The sequence below is a fragment of the Faunimonas sp. B44 genome, assembly GCF_052655945.1.
In genome coordinates this window covers 1-17,081 of record NZ_JBQYEX010000024.1, presented here as the reverse complement: position 1 = coordinate 17,081, position 17,081 = coordinate 1, and the positions used below count along the sequence as shown (strand labels likewise).

Below are 17,081 nucleotides of genomic sequence, written 5' to 3'. Positions count from 1 at the left end.
ACTCACTTCCCGTGCGGCATGGAGGCGACCGGATGCAGGTGATCGCGGCCCAGCAGGATGCGCAGAAATTCGACGGCCATCAGCAGGAAGCCTGCCGGAAACACGCTCAACGGTATCCAGCGCGGGAAATCGAAGGAGCGCGTCTCCATCACCCCGCGCCGGAACGCCGAAACCGTCTCGCCAAGCGAATAAGCGAAGAGCACGAGGCACACGACGACGCAGACGAGACATACGAGGGTCGAGAGCGCTCTCTGAGCCGCGGGCGGCAGCGCGTGGAAGACGATCTCGACGAAGATGTGGCCCCTCGTCCTGATCAGCCACGGACTACCGAGAATGGTGATCAGGAGAAGCCCATACTCGACCAGAGCGTATGTGTGGGCTACCCCGCGCACGCCGAGGTTTCTGGCCACGACGTCAACGAGGATGGCGCCCACGATTGCCCAGATCGCCAGGCCCGCGACGATTGCGAGGGAGGTAACGAGCCTGTCGTGCAATCCGCCCAGCCATCGCGCGAGCGCCGCCATGTCTTCAGCGGTCGAGCTTGGAGCGGAGTTCCTCGTAATAGGTCGGGTCGTTCTTCTCCAGCCGACCCCAGATCGCATCTTGCGCAATGCGCTTGTACTTCTCCGCACCTTCTGTGGAGAGTTCGATCGCCTTCATGCCGCGTTCGGCCAGCGCGGCCTTTTCGTTCTGGATAACCTCCTGGGCGAAGTCGTAGCTCTCCCGCTCCTGCTCCTCCGCAATCTGCTTGAGGATCTTCCTGCTCTCTTCACTCAGAGCATTCCACTTGTCCAGATTGACGTAAATCATGTTGTCCGTCTGGAAGACCCCCGGCTCGATCCGGTACTTCAGGAACTTGTCCCAGCCGAGGTCCATGACCCCCACGATCGGCGTCGCCATGCCGTCGACCACTCCACGCTCGAGCGCCGTGTACGTTTCAGGAAGGGGGATCTGAACGAAGGTGGCGCCCACCTGGGTGAGGAAGTCACGCTGTGTCGGCGACCCGCGCAGCTTCACTCCGGTCAGATCCGGCACGCCGTCCGCGCCGATCTTCGGCTCCTCCTTCAGGAAGATGTTGAACGGCACGCCTCCAGGCACAACGCCTAGGATTTCCACGTTCATCTTTGCCGCGAACGGCTTGCGCAGGATTTCGAAGGCGCCGTCCGCCCGCGCATCCATCGGGGTGATGGAGGAGGCCGCAACCGCGTCAGCCTCCGGGATGAGACCGAGATAGTACGTGCCGGGAGCGTAGAGCATGTCGACGACACCGGTACGCACGGCGTCTGCCTGCTCGAAGGGAGGTATTGCCTCCGGGCCCCCGACGACTTGGATCTGAACCACGCCCTTCCCGGCGGCGTTCAGCTTCTCGACGAAGGTGGCGAACGTCTTCGCATAGAAATACTGGCTCTGATACGCCACGATGGCGCGCAGCCGGTCTTCCGCCTGAGCCGCTCCGCACGCCAAGAGGCTGCCGAGAACAGCGTAGCCTATTGCCCTTCTCCAAAGGTGCTGTGCCATCCTTTTCCTCCGGCTCCTTGCGTTGCGCCGCTGCCGGCAGTCCGAGTCTCTTGCAAGGAGCGGTCTTATAGAAGACTGGCACCTTTTTGGCGCCGCGACAATGGCTGACGCAGGTGTCCGGGATCGATATGGTCTCGGTCGCGATGCCGCCGTGCTCGCCGCGGACGATCAGGGCCGCACAGCGGATCCGGGCCGAAGAGGCCCGAGCTACCAGGACCAGCGAGAGGCTCAGGTCGGGCCTGTCCCGGTCAGATATCGCGCAAACTCATCTTTGTGCCGGCTCTTGGATGATCGAGCGTGGAGGCCGCCGGCGGTGGATTCTGATGAACCGCGCATGACAAGAAGACTGGCTGCCGCGTCCCTCCGGCGATCGTGGCCCCCAACAGCGGTCGGAGACCGGCTGCCTGAGATCTCCCGGTCATCTCCCCCGGGCCACGGAGCGGGTGTCGACGATCGGGACGGTCGGCATCGGCGTCCGAGCAATGTCCCCGATCGCTACTCGCTCCACGACCAGTAGGTCTTGTGGAGCCCTCCCGGCGCCTCGCCCGCACGCGCGTAGACGCGGTCGCGTGCGGCCTCGCGGGCGTCGACCAGCGCCCGGTGGTCGACGCCCACCATCCTCCCGTCGCGCTTCTTGAATTCGCCGGCGACCATGACGGTGTCCACGTCGCCGAGCGAGCTGTTGAGCACCACGTGACCCGCCGGGTCCCCCTCCGAGAGCCCGAAGTCGCGCGTGTCGATGAGTACGAGATCGGCCTGGTATCCCGGCGCGATCTGCCCGACCACGTCGTCGATCCAGATCGCCTTCGCGCCGTTCACCGTGGCGATCTCCACGATGTCGCGCGCGTCGAAGGTCGGGACGCCCGGGCGGCGTTTCACCGGCACGTGGCCTTCGTGGCGCTCGACGACCCCGTCCAGGTAGCGCTGCAGGAAGAACAGGAGCCGCATCTGCGGCAGGAGGCCGGCATTCATGATGCAGGGCACGTCGATGCCCGTCGCGATCGTCACGCCGCGCCGGTGGCCGCGGGCGACCATGCTCATGGACCTGCGGCCGGCATAGGTCTCGGCCTCGGGCTGCGAGGTGAGGCAGCCGCCGACCGAGCCCAGCAGCCTCAGATCCTCGTCCGTGGTGTAGTTGCCGTGGGCAGGCAGCATGTCCGGCCCGAGCAGGCCCCGGCCGGCGAAGAACTCGATCTCGCCCGCCTTGTTGCAGTGCCAGGACATCGGGCAGCCGATGTCCCGCGAGAACGCCACCTCCCGGGCCACCATCTCGGTGCTCTCGCTGTTGACGTCGCTGAGGCACACCGCCAGGCGCAGCAGATCCGAGGAACCGTTCGGGATGGTGCCGCGCAGGCGCTCGATGTCGGGAAAGCGGTCGGCGGATGGCGCGAGCTTCTGCTTCGCGTTCGGGCTCTTGCCGCGCAGGTCGTAGCCGAGCGTGGCCCTGATGCCGGAGTCCCGCAGGGCCGCGACCGAGGCATCAGCATGCTCCGGGCTGTGGATGCAGTGGTTGTAGTCGAACATCGAGGTAACGCCGGCGGCGAGAGCCTCCACCGCGCCGGCATAGACGCCGGCATAGGTATCCTCCGGTTCGAAATAGCTCACCAGCGGATGCACGTTGGTGAAGTATTCCATCCCCCAGCCGTCGGCGACGCGGCCCTTGAACACGCTCTCCCAGAGGTGGGTGTGGGTGTCGATCATGCCCGGCATCATCAGCATGCCCGTGGCGTCGATCACCTCGGCACCGGCGGCATCCACGCTTGTTCCGACCTTGCTGACGACGGACCCGTCGACCAGCACGTCGGCCTTCTCCATGTCGCCGATCTCGGCGTTGCAGGACATGAGATGCACGTTGCGGAAAAGGAAACTTCCCATGGTGTCTCCGTGAGGCGGGGGATGCCGGGGTCTACGCCGGGGCGGCGCGCAGGGCGCGGCGGGCCGCGCGCCGCTCTTCGCGGCCGAGCGGGCTCGGCTGAGGAACCGAGGACAGCAGCAGCCGCGTGTACGGATCGGCCGGGGCCTCGTAGAGCGTGTCGCTCGTTCCGACCTCGACGATCCGGCCGCGCTGCATCACCGCGACGACATCGGCCACCTGCCGCACCACCGCGAGATCGTGCGAGATGAAGAGATAGGCGAGGCCCAGCTCGATCCGCAGGCTGGCGAGCAGGTTCAGCACCTGGCTCTGCGTCGAGACGTCGAGCGCGCTCACCGGCTCGTCGCAGATGAGGAGCCGGGGCTCGGTCGCCAGCGCCCTCGCGATGGCGACGCGCTGGCGCTGCCCGCCGGAAAGCTCGCCCGGGAACCGGTCGACGAAATAGGCGCCGAGCCCGACCTTGCCGAGGAGGTCGCAGACGCGCCGCTCCGTCTCGGTCCGGCCGGTGGAGAAATGGCGCTGAAGGACCTGACCGATCTGCTCGCCGACCGTGCGCCGCGGGTTCAGCGACGAGCGCGGGTCCTGGAAGACCACCTGCACCTGGCGCCTGTAGGCGAGCGGGACGCGCTTGCCGAAAGCGGCGACGTCGGCGCCGTCGAAGACGATGGAGCCGCTCGCCACGGGCACGAGCCCGAGGATCGCGCGGCCGATCGTCGACTTTCCGGACCCCGACTCCCCCACGAGCGCGAAACCCTGGCCCGGTTCGATCGTGAAGCTGACGCCTTTCACCGCGTCGAACGTGCGGCCCCTGCCGAAGCCGAGCGCGGAGCCGAGCGGGTAGGAGACGACGAGGTCGGAGACGGCGAGGAGCGGCGCGCTCATGCGGCCGCCGTGAGATTCAGTTCGCCGGCGCGCACGCAGCGGACGCCATCCACGAGCGGGACGGGGCCGGCGCTGCAACGTCCGGCCGCATAGGGGCAGCGCGGCGCGAACCGGCAGCCGGCCGGCCAATCCCAGGGCGGCGGGACGGAGCCCCTGACCGTCGGCAGCCGCGCGACGCGCACATCGCTGCGCGGCATCGCCTGCAGCAGCCCATGCGTGTAGGGGTGGCGCGGCCGGAGGAGGACGCTGTCCACCGGGCCCTCTTCCACGATCTGGCCGGCATACATCACGAGCACTCGGTCGCAGGATTCCGCGACCACGCCGAGGTCGTGCGTGATGAGCAGGACGCTCATCGCGAACTGCTCCTTCAGCTCGAAGAGGAGGTCGAGCACCTGCGCCTGGATCGTCACGTCGAGCGCCGTGGTCGGCTCGTCCGCGACGAGGACGCTCGGGCCCCCGCTCAGCGCCATGGCGATGGCGGCACGCTGCGCCATGCCGCCGGAGAACTGGTGCGGGTAGTCGTGGATGCGCTGCGCGGCGTTCGGGACGCCGACCCGGTCCAGGAGCGCGACGATCTTCTTCATCGCTGCGGCCCTGTCGAGCCCCTTGTGGAGGCGCAGCGGTTCGGAAAGCTGCTCGCCCACGGTGTGGACCGGCGAGAGAGAGGCGATCGAATCCTGGAAGATCATCGAGATTTCCGCGCCGCGGAGGCGGTTGAGATCGCGCTCCGACAATGCCGTCAGGTCGATCTCGCCCAGCCGGATCGCACCGCCGGTGATCTGGCCGGGTGCCGGTAGCAGGCCCATGATCGCGAGCGCGGTCATCGATTTGCCGCTGCCCGACTCGCCCACCAGGCCGACCATCTCGCCGCGGTTCAGCGACAGGCTGACGTCGGACAGGATCTCGACGGGCGGGCGGCCTTCGGCGGGGAAGGCGACGCTGAGTCCGTCGACCTCGAGATTGACGTCCGGCCTTTCGGCGCGGCCGCTCGTCGAAGGCACCGGAACCGGTCGCGACCCGGCCCGCCTCGCCGCTTTTGCAATGGTCTGCTTCCCGGCAAGCGCGTCGCGAAGACCGTCGCCGGCGAAGTTGAAGACGAGGACCGCGAATATGATGGCGAGGCCCGGCGGCAGGGCCATCAGCGGGTAGACCGACTGGTAGCGCCGCGCTTCGTCCAGCATGCCGCCCCAGTCGACGGTCTCCGCGTCGAGGCCGAGCCCGAGGAAGGTCAGGCTCGTGATGATGGTGATGGCGGAGCCGAGCATGATCGCCGCTTCCACGATCACCGGCCCGGCCACGTTCGGCAGGATCTCCCGGAACAGGATGTGCGGCGTGGACATGCCGGCGACGCGCGCCGCATCGACGTAGAGAAGCTCCCGTTCGCGCAGGGCGAGCGCCCGGGTAACGCGCACGAGGATGATGGCGAACACGATCGCGACCGCGAGCGAGGTCTGGTTGGCCCCGCGGCCCAGGATCGCGATCATGGCGAAGGCGAAGATCAGCGAGGGAATGGACTGCAGGATGTCCGTGGCGCGCATCGCGAGACGGTCCCACCAGCCGCCGAAAAAGCCGACCAGCAGGCCGACCGGGACGCCGACCGCCATTGCGAGAGCGACGGAGATCGTGGATGTCCACACCGCCGTCCGCGTGCCGTAGAGGACGCGCGAGAGGACGTCCCGGCCGAGGTCGTCGGTGCCGAACCAGTGCGCCCATGACGGGCCCTGATGGCGGCTGGCGATATTGGCGAAGTTCGGGTCGTACGGCGCGAGAACGGGCGCGAAGACCGCCAGGAGGACGAGGATCGCGACGCCAATGAAGGCGGCGACCGTCGCCGGCTCCCGGATCATCTTGCCGAGGACCCGGCTTCCCGGCCGCGCGCGACCGGCGCTTTCCGGGACGTCCTCCACCGCCGTGCTCGTCATTGCGGGCGAACCCGCGGGTCGAGCAGCCCGAGCCCGATGTCCACGAGGAGGTTGATCGTGATGAGGAGGGCGGCGACCACGAGGATTGCCCCCTGCAGCATCGGGAAGTCGCTCGAGATCACCGAATCGACCATCAGCGTGCCCAGGCCGGGCAGGATGAACACCTTCTCCATGACCGCGCTCGTCGCGACGAGCAGCGCCACTTGCACGCCGATCATCGGCAGCACGGGGAGGAGCGCGTTCTTCAGGACATAGCGGCGGACGATGCGGCTGCGCGGGGTCCCCCGTGCGCGCGCCGCCTCGATGAACGGCGCGTTCATCACGTCGATCACCGCGCCGCGCATGTGCCTGCCGACGACCGCAATCCCGTGCAAGGCGAGCGAGAACGCCGGCAGCAGCATGCACTTGAGCCAGGCGGCGGGATCCTGGGTGAGCGGGACGTAGCCGGCCACCGGGAGGATCCGCCAGTGCACCGCGAACACCACCCCCAGCATCAGCGCCAGCCAGAAGCTCGGGGTCGCGAGCGCCAGCGAGACTGCAGACGTGACCAGGTTGTCGACCCAGCTGTTCGGCCGGAGCCCGGCCATGAAGCCGAGGCCGAGGCCCAGGGTGATGACGAAGAAGGTGCCGACCGCGAGCAGCGACAGGCTGACCGGCAGCCGCTCCACGATGGAATCGGCGACCGGGCGATGGGTGAAGAAGGAGGTCCCGAAGTCACCCTGCAGGATTCCGCCGAGCCAGTTCACGAACTGCACCGGCATCGGGAGGTCGAGGCCGAGCTCGCGCCGCTTGGCCTCCACCGCCGCCGGGGCGGCGCCGTCACCGAGCGCCAGCACGACCGGGTCGGTCGGCGAGAAGTGGATGAGCAGGAAGACGAAGCCCGCCGCGAGCAGCATGGCGATCAGCGCCATCCCCGCCCGAAAGAGCACCAGCCGCGCCACCTACCCGCCTCTCCTGCCGCCTGCCTCGCCTCTCCCCCCGCTATTATCGCGCGTCGACGAGCTCGACCTCGTTGTAGCGCAGCGTGGACGGCTCCATGACCGTCGTCGGTAGGTCCTTGACCCGCTCCGGATTGTACGCCCAGTTGTGGGTGGTGAGATAGAAGTTGCAGTCGAGGGCGTGATCCTCGATGTACTTCATCATCTCCTGCCAGATCTTGTCCTGCGCCTCGAGGTCGTTCTCGGCGAGCGCACGCTCCACGATCGCGTCGAGCTCGGGCACGGCCGCCTTGAACGGATTGCCGACGCCCTCGGGGCCGAAGCGAAACTGGTAGTAGTCGAGCGGGCCGACGCTTTCGGTGGCGCTCGTGTTGAGCTGCATCGGGTACCGGTTGGACTGATAGTAGGTGAAGTACTGGCCCGCGTTCATCATCTGCGGTTCGACGCTGACGCCGATCTGGCGGAGGTACTGCGCGATCAGGGTGACGGCCGTCTGGTTGCCCGTGAACATCGGCAGCGTGATCGCGATCTTCGGATTTCCGGCCTTGGCGAGGTATTCCTTCGCCAGCTCGGGATCGTAATGGTAGCCCTTCAGGTCGGGGTTGTGGCCTGGCTGCCCCTCCAGGAGGCGCTGCGACACCGGTTGCGCGAAGCCGTCGAACGCGCCCTCGGCGATCGCGTTCATGTCGGCCGCATGGCAGACGGCCTTGCGAACGTTCTCGTCCTTGAAGACGTCGTTCCTGTCGAGCAGCAGGAAGTGCTGCACCAGCGTCGGGGTGGACACCACTTCGAGGCCCGCCCCCTTCGCGGCTTCCACGATCGAGGTGCCGATCTCGGCGGCGTCCACGAGCCCGCTCCGCAGCGTGTTCAGCGCCACGTTCCGGTCCTGGATGACGTGCACGACGATCGACTCGACGCCGACATCCTCCGGCGCCCAGTAGTCCTTGAAGTAGGTGAACACCTCCTTGGCGCTCGGCTGGGAGGCGTTCATGTCGTAGACCCACGGCCCGGTGCCGTTCGCCTTGTCCCAGCTCTCAGCGTCGATCGTCGCAGGCGCGACCATGAAGGCGCCGCGCGTGGCGAGTCGCTGCGCCATGCTCGGGGTCTGGCGGCTGAGCTTCAGCGTCACGTGGGTCGGGTCGTCAACGACGACCTCGGCCACCGTATCGAAGCTGTTCGCCCACTGCGTGCCCGAACTCTTGATCCATTCGATGTTCTTCTTCACCGCATCGGCATCGAACGGGCTGCCGTCGTGGAAGACGACGTTGGGGCGCAGCGTCAGCTTCATTTCCGTCGGCGACAGCGACCACTCGGTGGCCAGACCCGGTTCGAGCGTGATCCCGTCCGCCGCCGTCTTGATCAGCGTTTCGTAGACGATGCCGGTGTATGTCCGGTTGGGCTTCACCAGGGGGTTCCAGTTGTTCAACTGGATCGCCGTACCGTAATTAAATGTTCCCGCAGGCTCCGCCATTACTGTCGGCGCGCTCATAGACGCGAGCAAGCACGAAAACGCAAACGTCAATCCCGCTCTGGTTGTTTTGTGCATGATTAGCCAATCGAGGTCCTGTGTACGTAAAAGGTGCAAAGCGACGACCGAACTGGACTGAGAAGGACTTGTGCAAGCCCCGCTGCGTTCCGCGGTCGAAATTTTGCAGACCGATTTGGTCGATGCAAGAGTTATGTTCGTGGAAATATTTTCCACTTCCTCCCGCGACACGTTCAACTGGCGTGGCAGCCGTCCAGGCAGTAGCGATGCCGCCGCGACCATCGACCCCCGCCCGGCCCCGGGGTCCGGACCCATGAAATTGTTGGCGAGGGCGGCTGGCTTTGATTCGCGGCTTCCGGGAGGAAGCCTGCTCCGGTTTCGACGCTACTGTGGAGCGGAAGGCCCTCTCAGTCGGGCGGGAGCGCTCTCGCGCAAGTGGCGTCCGCGCACACAAGCGGAGGTCAGGACCCGGCTTTTCCCAACGCCTCGCCGCGGCGCCCGAGCCGGATTGCGATCAGCCGCCTCAGGCGTGCGGCGGCCGGCGACAGCGGCTCGCCCGACCGTCTGAGCACGCCGATCCGCCGTGTCACGACGGGGGCGACGAGCGGCACGACCCGGATGTTCGGCCGGCGCTCGATCTCCGGCGTCGAAGGTATCACTGCGAGCCCCACGCCGGCAGCGACCAGCTCCACCGCGGTGGTGATCCGCTGCACCTCGTGCTGCCAGTCGAGCCGGACGCCGATGCTGCCGCGTGCGCTGTCGAGGAGGCGCTGGTTCGCCGAATGGGGACCGATGCCGATCAGCGAGACTTCGCTCAGGTCCGACCAGCGGACGCTGGTCAGACGCGCGAGCGGATGATCGAGCGGGGTGACCAGCACGAGAGGCTCCTGGGCGAGCACCTCGTGGATCAATGTCGGTGCGCCGAGGCCGAGCATCGTCACCGCGAAATCCGCGACGCCGTTGACGACGCTCTCCTCGATCTCCGCCGGCGAGAGGTCGAGGACGCGCACGCGAACCGCCGGCTCCTCGGCGAGGAACTCCGCGAGGATGGCGGGCAGGACGTAGAGCGACAGCGTCGCCAGGCAGCCGACCGTGATCGTGGCGATCCCGTCCGGTCCCGCGGCGCGGGCAGCCGCGAGCGCCTGCATCAGCGCGTCGAGATGAGCGCGCGCCTCCGGGAGGAGCCGCGCGCCCGCCTTGCTGAGCCTCAGCTGATGGCTGCCACGGACGAACAGATAGACACCGAGGGATTCCTCGAGCCGCGACAGGCGTCGCGAGATCGCCGCCTGGGAAAGCCCCAGGCTGCGTGCCGCAGCATGCGTGCTGCCGGTCTCCGCGATCGTCAGGAACGCAAGCAGAGCCGGTGCATCCAGGTTCATCGATACGAGCCCCTCATCGAAGTCGAACGAGAATGCATCACGCGCGAAGCCGCCGTCGCCATATCGTCGGCGGCAAGGTTTGACAACGACGCTTCGCCGTCCGCCACCAGGGCGAAAGCAAAGGCGAAGCAGCAGAGGGAGGAAGGAATGAGCAGGATCAGCAAGAGGGCTTTTCTCCGCCGGTCGCTCGCCGCCGCGGGCGTGGCGCTGGCGCTCGGCTTGGCGCAGGGGGCCGCGGCGCAGGCCCAGACCTATCCCGAGAAGCCCGTGAAGATCCTCGTTCCGGTCGCGCCGGGCGGCCCCATGGACATGATCGGCCGCCTCGTCGCCGAGCGGCTCGGGGCCGCATGGGGACAACCCTTCGTGGTGGAGAACCGTCCCGGCGGCGGCCAGGTGATCGCGACCCAGGCAGCGGCACAGTCGCGCGGCGACGGCTACACGCTTCTCGTCATGAGCCACGTCTTCACGATGAACCCCTGGCTGTTCGACCGCTTGCCCTACAGCACCGAGGATTTCGTGCCGATCACGCAGATGACGGAGACGCCGCTCATCCTCGCCGTCAACCCGAAGCTGCCCGTGCAGTCCGTCGAAGAACTGCTCGCCTATGCCAAGGCGCATCCCGGACAACTCAGCTTCGGCAGTAGCGGCCCGAGCTCCTCGCTTCGCTTCGCCGGCGAGCTCCTGAAGGAGATGGCGGACATCGACATGGTTCACGTGCCCTATGACGGCAACGGGCCGATGACCGTGGCGATCGCAGCCGGAGAGATCGAGCTCGGATTCGTCAATCCCGTCAGCATTCCGTTCATCAAGGAAGGACGCCTGCGCGCGCTCGCGATCACATCGCGCAATCGCGCCGAAAGCCTTCCGGACCTGCCCACCATGCAGGAAGCCGGTGTGCCCGACTACGAGGCCGGCTCGTGGTTCGGCCTCGCCGCTCCGAAGGGAACGCCCGGCGAAATCGTCGCCCGGCTGAACGGTGAAATCGCAAAAATCCTCGCGGAGCCCGACGTCAAGGCGCGCCTGGAGGCCGTGGAGGCGACCCCGGTCAGCCAGAGCCCGGAGGCGTTCGCATCCTACATCGCCTCCGAGCTGCAGAAGTGGAAGGATCTGATCGGAAAGATGGACCTCAAGGTCCAGTGATCCGGCGGCGGGCCGGTGCTCTTGTGGTCCGGCCCCTTCGCTTCTCCTCACCTCGGACCCGGGCCGCCAGAATGACCCCTACCGTCGCCATCATCGCGCCAGGGCGCATGGGAAGCGCGATCGCGCGCCGGCTGGTGGAGTCGGGGATCGAGGTCCGGACCAGCCTCGCCGGCCGAAGCCGCTCGACGGCCGACCGGGCCCGCGCAGCCGGAATGCGCATCGTCACGGACGAGGAGGTCGCGCAGGTCGACCTGGTGCTGTCGATCGTCCCTCCGGCGCAGGCGTTGGCGGCGGCGGAACGGATGGCGCCCTTCCTCCGGACCTCGGCGCGCGCGCCGCTCTACGTCGATCTCAATGCGATCGGCCCCGAGACTTCGGCGTGCGTGGAGCGGGCCATCGCGGCGGCGGGCGGCCGGTATGTCGACGGCTGCATCATCGGCCTGCCGCCCGCCGAAGGCTATGCAGGACCCTTTCTCTATCTCGCCGGCGACCATGCCGGGCCGGCGCGGGACGTGCTCGCGCTCGGCCTCGACGTGACGATGCTCGAAGGCGGAAATGGTGCGGCCTCGGCGCTCAAGATGTGCTTCGGCGGGCTGATGAAGGGGATTACTGCGATCGGCAGCGCGATGTTCGTCACGGCGAGCCGCGCCGGAGCGGCCGACGCGATGACTGCGGAGCTTGCTCGCAGCCAACCCGAACTGCACGCGTGGTTCGCGCGCCAGATCCCGGCAATGTACCCGAAGACCTATCGCTGGGTCGCAGAGATGGAGGAGGTCGCGTCCTTCTCGGCGGACGGCGATGTCGCCGCGATCTACGGCGCGATCGCTCGCCTCTATTCGCGCCTTTCGTCGGATTCGCCGGAGACGGCGGCCGACATCGCCGCGCTCGGCCGCCTGTTCGGCGGAGCGGGCCCGGCACCGACAGGGGCACGCGAGAATGCCCTCGCCCCCACCACGAGTTCGAAACCAATCTTCCCAGCGAGAACGCAATGAGTGACGACAGAGCGCTTTCCGGCATCCGTGTCCTGGACCTGACGAGCGTCGTCGTCGGGCCGTCGGCGACGCTCCGGCTGGCGGATCTCGGCGCGGAGGTCATCAAGATCGAGCCGCCCGGCGGGGACGTGCTCCGGACGCTCGGCGGCCCGTCGCCCTCCGGCAGCCTCTCCGGCAAATATCTTCACTTCAACCGCGCCAAGCGCTCCGTCTGCCTCGACCTGCGCCGCGAGCAGGCCAGGCGCGTCCTCGACGACATGCTGTCGTCCTGCGACGTCTTCGTGTCCAACATGCGGCCGGATGCCCTCGCGCGGCTCGGCCTCGACGGCGAACGTTGCCTTGCGCGCCATCCGTCGCTCATCCACTGCTCCATCACCGGCTTCGGGGCAGCCGGACCGTATGCGGGGCGGCCCGCCTATGACAGCGTCGTCCAGGGTGTCTCCGGCATCGCCGGCCTCTCCCTCCGCCGCGACGGCGTCCCCCGTTACGTGCCGATGGTCATCTGCGACCACACCGTGGGCGAGATCACGGCGGGCGCGATCTGCGCCGCTCTCTTCAAGCGACTGCGGACGGGCATCGGCTCCGTGCTCGAGATCCCGATGTTCGAGACGATGGCCGCGTTCGTCCTGCAGGAGCATCTCGGGCCGTCCTCGTTTCACCCTCCGCTCGGGCCGGCGGGCGATACCCGCGTGCTCGACCCCAACAACATGCCGGTGGCGACGGCCGACGGCTGGATCAGCATCTCAGCCAACACGGACGCCCAGGCGGCGGGGTTCCTGCGCGCGATCGGCCGGCCGGAACTCATCGACGACGAGCGCTTCCGCAGCGTCGCCGCGCGTTTCCGCAACGCCAACGGCTGGTTCGACCTCCGCGCGAATGCGCTCAGGGAGAGGCCGACCGCGCACTGGCTCGCCGCCTTCGCGGAGGTCGACGTGCCGGCAATGGTCTGCCACACGCTCGAGACGCTTCCGGCCGACGAGCATCTGACGGCCGTCGGGCTCGCATCGACCGAGCACCACGTCACGGAGGGCGACGTGACCACCCTCAGGTCGAGCATCCTCATCGACGGCGCATCGCCGCCGCCGGGTCATGCCGCCCAGCCGCTCGGGTGGGACACCCGCGCCGTCCTCGCGGAGCTCGGGATACCGTCCGCCGAGATCGACGCGCTGATAGCGGATGGCGCAGCCCGCGACGGCCGCGCCGCACGTCAGGCCGCGGAGGTCGTTTGATGGGTCCTCCCGACGCGGCTTTGGCGCACGCTTGCCGAGCAGGCGACCTGACCGGAACGGATCCCAGCGGCTCGCCCGAAGCCCGCTATCGCGCGTTCCTCGAAGCCGGGCAGCTCGCCATCCAGCGCTGCGGCGCCTGCGCGCAGCACGTCTTCTACCCCCGCGCAATCTGCCCCCACTGCGGATCCGGCGACCTCGCCTGGGTCGCGCCGGCGGGCACCGGCGCCGTCTACACCACGACCGTCGTCCGCCGGAAGGTCGAACAGGGCGGCGACTACAACGTCGTGCTGGTCGATCTCGACGAGGGCGTCCGCATGATGAGCCGGGTCGCCGGCCTCGCGCCGGAAGCGGTGACCATCGGCCTCCGGGTCAGGGCCGAGATCGCGCGCGACGGCGAGGCGGCGGTCGTCGTCTTCCGGCCGGAGGCGTTGCAGTGACGAGCGCCCATCCCCTGCGCGGCGCAGCCGCGATCGTCGGTGTCGGATCGGCGGGATGCGGCGATGCGACGGGGCGGACCGAGATCGAGATCACCGTGGAGGCTTGCCGAAAGGCCGTCGCCGACGCCGGCCTCAGGATGTCCGACATCGACGGTCTCGTGACGGCCAGCATGACGAGCCCGATGCCGAGCTTGCGCATCACGCAGGAACTCGGGCTCGACACGACCTTCGTCGATGCGACCTGCGTCGGCGGGTCGTCCTTCCTGCTCCACCTCCTCATCGGCGCGATGGCGCTCCAGAACGGCCTCTGCAGCGCAGTCCTCGTCTGCTACGGCAGCACCCAGCGCTCCGGGATCAGGCGAAGCACGATCAGCGCGTACCGCGAAGCGGTCGACCCGGACCCGTACGAGCTGCCGTACCGACCGTTCAATCCGCCGACCGCCTATGCGCTCGCTGCCGCACGGCACATGCACGAGTTCGGCACCACCCGCGCCCAGCTCGCCGAGGTGGCCGTGGCGGCGCGGCGCTGGGCCGGCCTCAATCCCGAGGCCTTCGCCCGCGATCCGATCTCGATCGAGGACGTGCTTTCGGCGCGGCGCGTGAGCGATCCGCTCGGCGTCCGCGACTGCTGCCTGGTGACGGACGGCGCCGGCGCCATCGTCCTCGTCCGCTCCGATCGTGCGAAGGACATGCCGCAACCGCCCGCCTTCGTGCTCGGCGTCGGGGCTGCGCACACGCACCGGCAGATATCGTCAATGCCCGATCTGACGACGACCGGGGCGAGGCGATCCGGCGAGCGCGCCTACGCCATGGCGGGGCTCGGCCCGGGCGACGTGGACGTGCTCCAGCTCTATGACGCCTTCACGATCAACGTCGTCCTGTTCCTTGAGGATCTCGGCTTCTGCCGGAAGGGAGAGGGCGGCGCCTTCGTCGAAGGCGGCCGGATCGGCCCGGGTGGCGCGCTTCCGGTCAACACCAACGGCGGTGGATTGTCCTGCGTCCATCCCGGCATGTACGGCATGTTCCTGCTGATCGAGGCGGTGCGCCAGCTCCGCGGCGAGGCCGGCCCGCGCCAGGTCGATGGCGTCGAGACCGTGCTGTGCCACGGCAACGGCTCGGTGCTCTCCAGCCAGGTCACCGCCATTCTCGGCGGGCGATCGGCGCTGTCGTGAGCGGGCGGGCAGAGGCCGCTAATCGGGGGAAACGATGAACGTCCGGGATCACAGGGACATTCTGGGCGGTCTTCTCGTCACCGCCGCCGGGCTGTTCGCGGCTGTCTACGCCGCCACGCAGTACCATCTCGGGACGGCCGGACGGATGGGCCCCGGCATGTTCCCGGCGGTCCTCGGCTGCATCATGGCCCTGCTTGGGCTGGCCATTCTGCTTCCGGCCCTGTTTCGCGCCGGCGAGGCAGCCGCCGTCGAGATCCGCCCGATCCTGGCCATTCTCGCCGGGCTCGCCGCCTTCGCCCTGACCATTGACCGCTTCGGGCTCGCACCGGCCATTGCTCTTCTCGTCGTGATCGCCTCCGTCGCCGACCCGCGCGCGACGCTGAAGGGGTCGCTCGCGCTCTCCCTCGCGCTGATCCTGGTCGCGACCGCAATCTTCAAGATCGGCCTCCGCTTTCCCTTTCCCCTCTTCGCATGGCCGATCTGATGGGCGACCTCTCTTCCCTCGTCGCCAACGCGGGGCTCGGGCTCGAGACCGCGCTGCTTCCTCAGAACCTCCTCTTCTGCCTGACGGGGGTCGTGCTCGGCACCTTCATCGGCGTCATTCCGGGCGTCGGTGCGCTCGCCGCGATCTCGATGCTCTTTCCGCTGACCTTCCATCTGGAGCCCACCTCGGCGCTCATCATGCTCGCCGGGATCTGGTACGGCACCGCCTACGGGGGCTCGACCGCCGCAATCCTCCTCAACGTTCCGGGCACGCCGTCCTCCGCCGTGAGCTGCCTCGACGGCTACCCGATGTCCAAGCAGGGGCGCGGCGGCGTCGCGCTCCTGATGACCGCGCTCGCTTCGTTCGTCGGCGGCAGCATCGGCATCGTCATCATGATGCTTTTCTCGCCCGTGATCGTCGACTACGCGATGGAGTTCGGCGCGGCGGAGTATTTCGCGCTGATGCTGCTCGCCCTCATCGCGGCCTCCACCGTTTCCTTCGGCTCCACGACCAAGTCGCTCGCGATGGTGGTGTTCGGCGTCCTGCTGGGCACGGTCGGAATGGACCATTACACGGCCGTCGCGCGCTTCGATTTCGGCAGTCTGACGCTCTACGAGGGCATCAGCCTGGTCGGGTTGGCCATGGGCCTGTTCGGCGTCGCGGAGGTCGCCAGCAATGTCGGGCGCGTCGCGGCGGGCGGCGTCGATCGCAAGAGCTTCGGTTTCCGCGCCATGGTGCCGACGCGCGACGACGTCCGCCGCTCCTGGGCGCCGGCGCTCCGCGGCTCGGGCATCGGCGCCTTCTTCGGTGCCCTGCCGGGCGTCGGGCCGGCGGTCGCCTCGTTCATCAGCTATGCCGTCGAGAAGCGGATCGCGAAGGAGCCGGCGCGCTTCGGCAACGGCGCCATCGAGGGTGTGGTATCGCCGGAGGCGTCCAACAACGCCGCCGACCAGACGGCCTTCATCCCGACAATGACGCTCGGCCTGCCGGGCAGCCCGAGCATGGCGATCATGCTGGGTGCGCTGATGATCCAGGGCATCGCGCCCGGACCGACGCTCATGCGCGATCATCCGGACCTCTTCTGGGGCCTCGTGATGAGCTTCTGGATCGGCAACATCCTGCTGCTCGTCCTGAACATCCCGCTCGTCGGGATCTGGATCCGGATGCTCATGATTCCGTACCGGATCATGTTCCCGTCGATCCTCACCTTCATCTGCATCGGCATCTACACCGTGCACACGAACACCTTCGACGTGTGGCTGGTCGCTTTCTTCGGCGGGCTCGGATTCCTGATGCGCGTGCTCGGCTTCTCGCCCGCCCCCCTCATCCTCGGCTTCGTGCTCGGGCCGATGATGGAGGAGCATTTCCGCCGCGCAATGATCATCGCGCGGGGCGACTTCATGGTCTTCCTCGACCGCCCCCTGAGCATGGCCATCCTGTCCGCAACCTGCCTGCTCCTGCTGTGGCGCGGCTGGCAGGTCCTGCGGCCGCGGCTCCGCCACGCGCCCGCGGAATGAAGGTGACCGGAGGGCGGACATCCCGCCCGAAGCGCACCGCCATGCGACACGGATCGGAAAGGTCATGAAGATGTACGATTTCCAGCATCTCGACGTCGAACGCCCGTCCGAG

General features: G+C 68.0%; 16 protein-coding genes. 7 read left to right on the top strand and 9 right to left on the bottom strand.

Annotated features, from left to right (window positions below):
- Positions 1 to 2: 2 nt before the first annotated feature.
- The 9 genes from ACUN0C_RS19355 to ACUN0C_RS19315 all read right to left on the bottom strand — a co-directional run bounded on the left by ACUN0C_RS19355 (position 3) and on the right by ACUN0C_RS19315 (position 10,162).
- Positions 3 to 524, bottom strand: a complete 522-nt coding sequence (locus ACUN0C_RS19355) for a TRAP transporter small permease (RefSeq protein WP_445468052.1) — start codon at positions 522 to 524, stop codon at positions 3 to 5.
- 4 nt (positions 525 to 528) lie between these two features.
- Positions 529 to 1,518 (bottom strand): TRAP transporter substrate-binding protein DctP, encoded by a 990-nt coding sequence (gene dctP, locus ACUN0C_RS19350; RefSeq protein ID WP_445468051.1) that lies wholly within the window; start codon positions 1,516 to 1,518, stop codon positions 529 to 531.
- Between the two features lie 495 nt (positions 1,519 to 2,013).
- Entirely contained in the window at positions 2,014 to 3,393 is a 1,380-nt protein-coding gene (locus ACUN0C_RS19345) for an amidohydrolase family protein (RefSeq protein ID WP_445468050.1), read from the bottom strand.
- 31 nt (positions 3,394 to 3,424) lie between these two features.
- Positions 3,425 to 4,273, bottom strand: a complete 849-nt coding sequence (locus tag ACUN0C_RS19340; protein WP_445468049.1) for an ATP-binding cassette domain-containing protein — start codon at positions 4,271 to 4,273, stop codon at positions 3,425 to 3,427.
- Complete coding sequence (locus ACUN0C_RS19335; protein WP_445468048.1) at positions 4,270 to 6,195, bottom strand: dipeptide/oligopeptide/nickel ABC transporter permease/ATP-binding protein; 1,926 nt, start codon at positions 6,193 to 6,195, stop codon at positions 4,270 to 4,272. The genes ACUN0C_RS19340 and ACUN0C_RS19335 overlap by 4 nt, the downstream gene beginning before the upstream one ends.
- The gene (locus tag ACUN0C_RS19330; RefSeq protein WP_445468047.1) at positions 6,192 to 7,136 is read right to left on the bottom strand and encodes an ABC transporter permease; all 945 of its coding nucleotides are present in this window, start codon (positions 7,134 to 7,136) and stop codon (positions 6,192 to 6,194) included. Before ACUN0C_RS19330 ends, ACUN0C_RS19335 begins: the two co-directional genes overlap by 4 nt.
- Before the next feature lie 43 nt (positions 7,137 to 7,179).
- Positions 7,180 to 8,538, bottom strand: coding sequence for an ABC transporter substrate-binding protein (locus tag ACUN0C_RS19325; protein ID WP_445468046.1), 1,359 nt, complete (start codon positions 8,536 to 8,538; stop codon positions 7,180 to 7,182).
- 542 nt (positions 8,539 to 9,080) lie between these two features.
- Complete coding sequence (locus ACUN0C_RS19320; protein WP_445468045.1) at positions 9,081 to 9,998, bottom strand: LysR family transcriptional regulator; 918 nt, start codon at positions 9,996 to 9,998, stop codon at positions 9,081 to 9,083.
- Positions 9,995 to 10,162 (bottom strand): hypothetical protein, encoded by a 168-nt coding sequence (locus tag ACUN0C_RS19315; protein ID WP_445468044.1) that lies wholly within the window; start codon positions 10,160 to 10,162, stop codon positions 9,995 to 9,997. Before ACUN0C_RS19315 ends, ACUN0C_RS19320 begins: the two co-directional genes overlap by 4 nt.
- On the opposite strand from ACUN0C_RS19315, the gene ACUN0C_RS19310 reads away from it, so the two are divergent.
- From ACUN0C_RS19310 to ACUN0C_RS19280, 7 genes are all read left to right on the top strand, one after another.
- Positions 10,146 to 11,138 (top strand): Bug family tripartite tricarboxylate transporter substrate binding protein, encoded by a 993-nt coding sequence (locus ACUN0C_RS19310; RefSeq protein ID WP_445468043.1) that lies wholly within the window; start codon positions 10,146 to 10,148, stop codon positions 11,136 to 11,138. The genes ACUN0C_RS19315 and ACUN0C_RS19310 overlap by 17 nt on opposite strands.
- A gap of 71 nt (positions 11,139 to 11,209) precedes the next feature.
- The gene (locus tag ACUN0C_RS19305; RefSeq protein ID WP_445468042.1) at positions 11,210 to 12,130 is read left to right on the top strand and encodes a DUF1932 domain-containing protein; all 921 of its coding nucleotides are present in this window, start codon (positions 11,210 to 11,212) and stop codon (positions 12,128 to 12,130) included.
- Entirely contained in the window at positions 12,127 to 13,359 is a 1,233-nt protein-coding gene (locus tag ACUN0C_RS19300) for a CaiB/BaiF CoA transferase family protein (RefSeq protein WP_445468041.1), read from the top strand. Before ACUN0C_RS19305 ends, ACUN0C_RS19300 begins: the two co-directional genes overlap by 4 nt.
- Positions 13,359 to 13,796: a Zn-ribbon domain-containing OB-fold protein gene (locus tag ACUN0C_RS19295; RefSeq protein ID WP_445468040.1), complete on the top strand. Its 438-nt coding sequence runs from the start codon at positions 13,359 to 13,361 to the stop codon at positions 13,794 to 13,796. Before ACUN0C_RS19300 ends, ACUN0C_RS19295 begins: the two co-directional genes overlap by 1 nt.
- Positions 13,793 to 14,968 carry a thiolase gene (locus ACUN0C_RS19290; RefSeq protein ID WP_445468039.1) on the top strand — a complete coding sequence of 392 codons (1,176 nt, stop codon included), beginning with the start codon at positions 13,793 to 13,795 and terminating at the stop codon, positions 14,966 to 14,968. Before ACUN0C_RS19295 ends, ACUN0C_RS19290 begins: the two co-directional genes overlap by 4 nt.
- Before the next feature lie 34 nt (positions 14,969 to 15,002).
- A complete protein-coding gene (locus ACUN0C_RS19285; RefSeq protein ID WP_445468038.1) occupies positions 15,003 to 15,452 on the top strand; it encodes a tripartite tricarboxylate transporter TctB family protein in 450 nt (149 codons plus the stop codon).
- A complete protein-coding gene (locus ACUN0C_RS19280; RefSeq protein WP_445468037.1) occupies positions 15,440 to 16,969 on the top strand; it encodes a tripartite tricarboxylate transporter permease in 1,530 nt (509 codons plus the stop codon). The genes ACUN0C_RS19285 and ACUN0C_RS19280 overlap by 13 nt, the downstream gene beginning before the upstream one ends.
- Positions 16,970 to 17,081 lie beyond the last annotated feature (112 nt).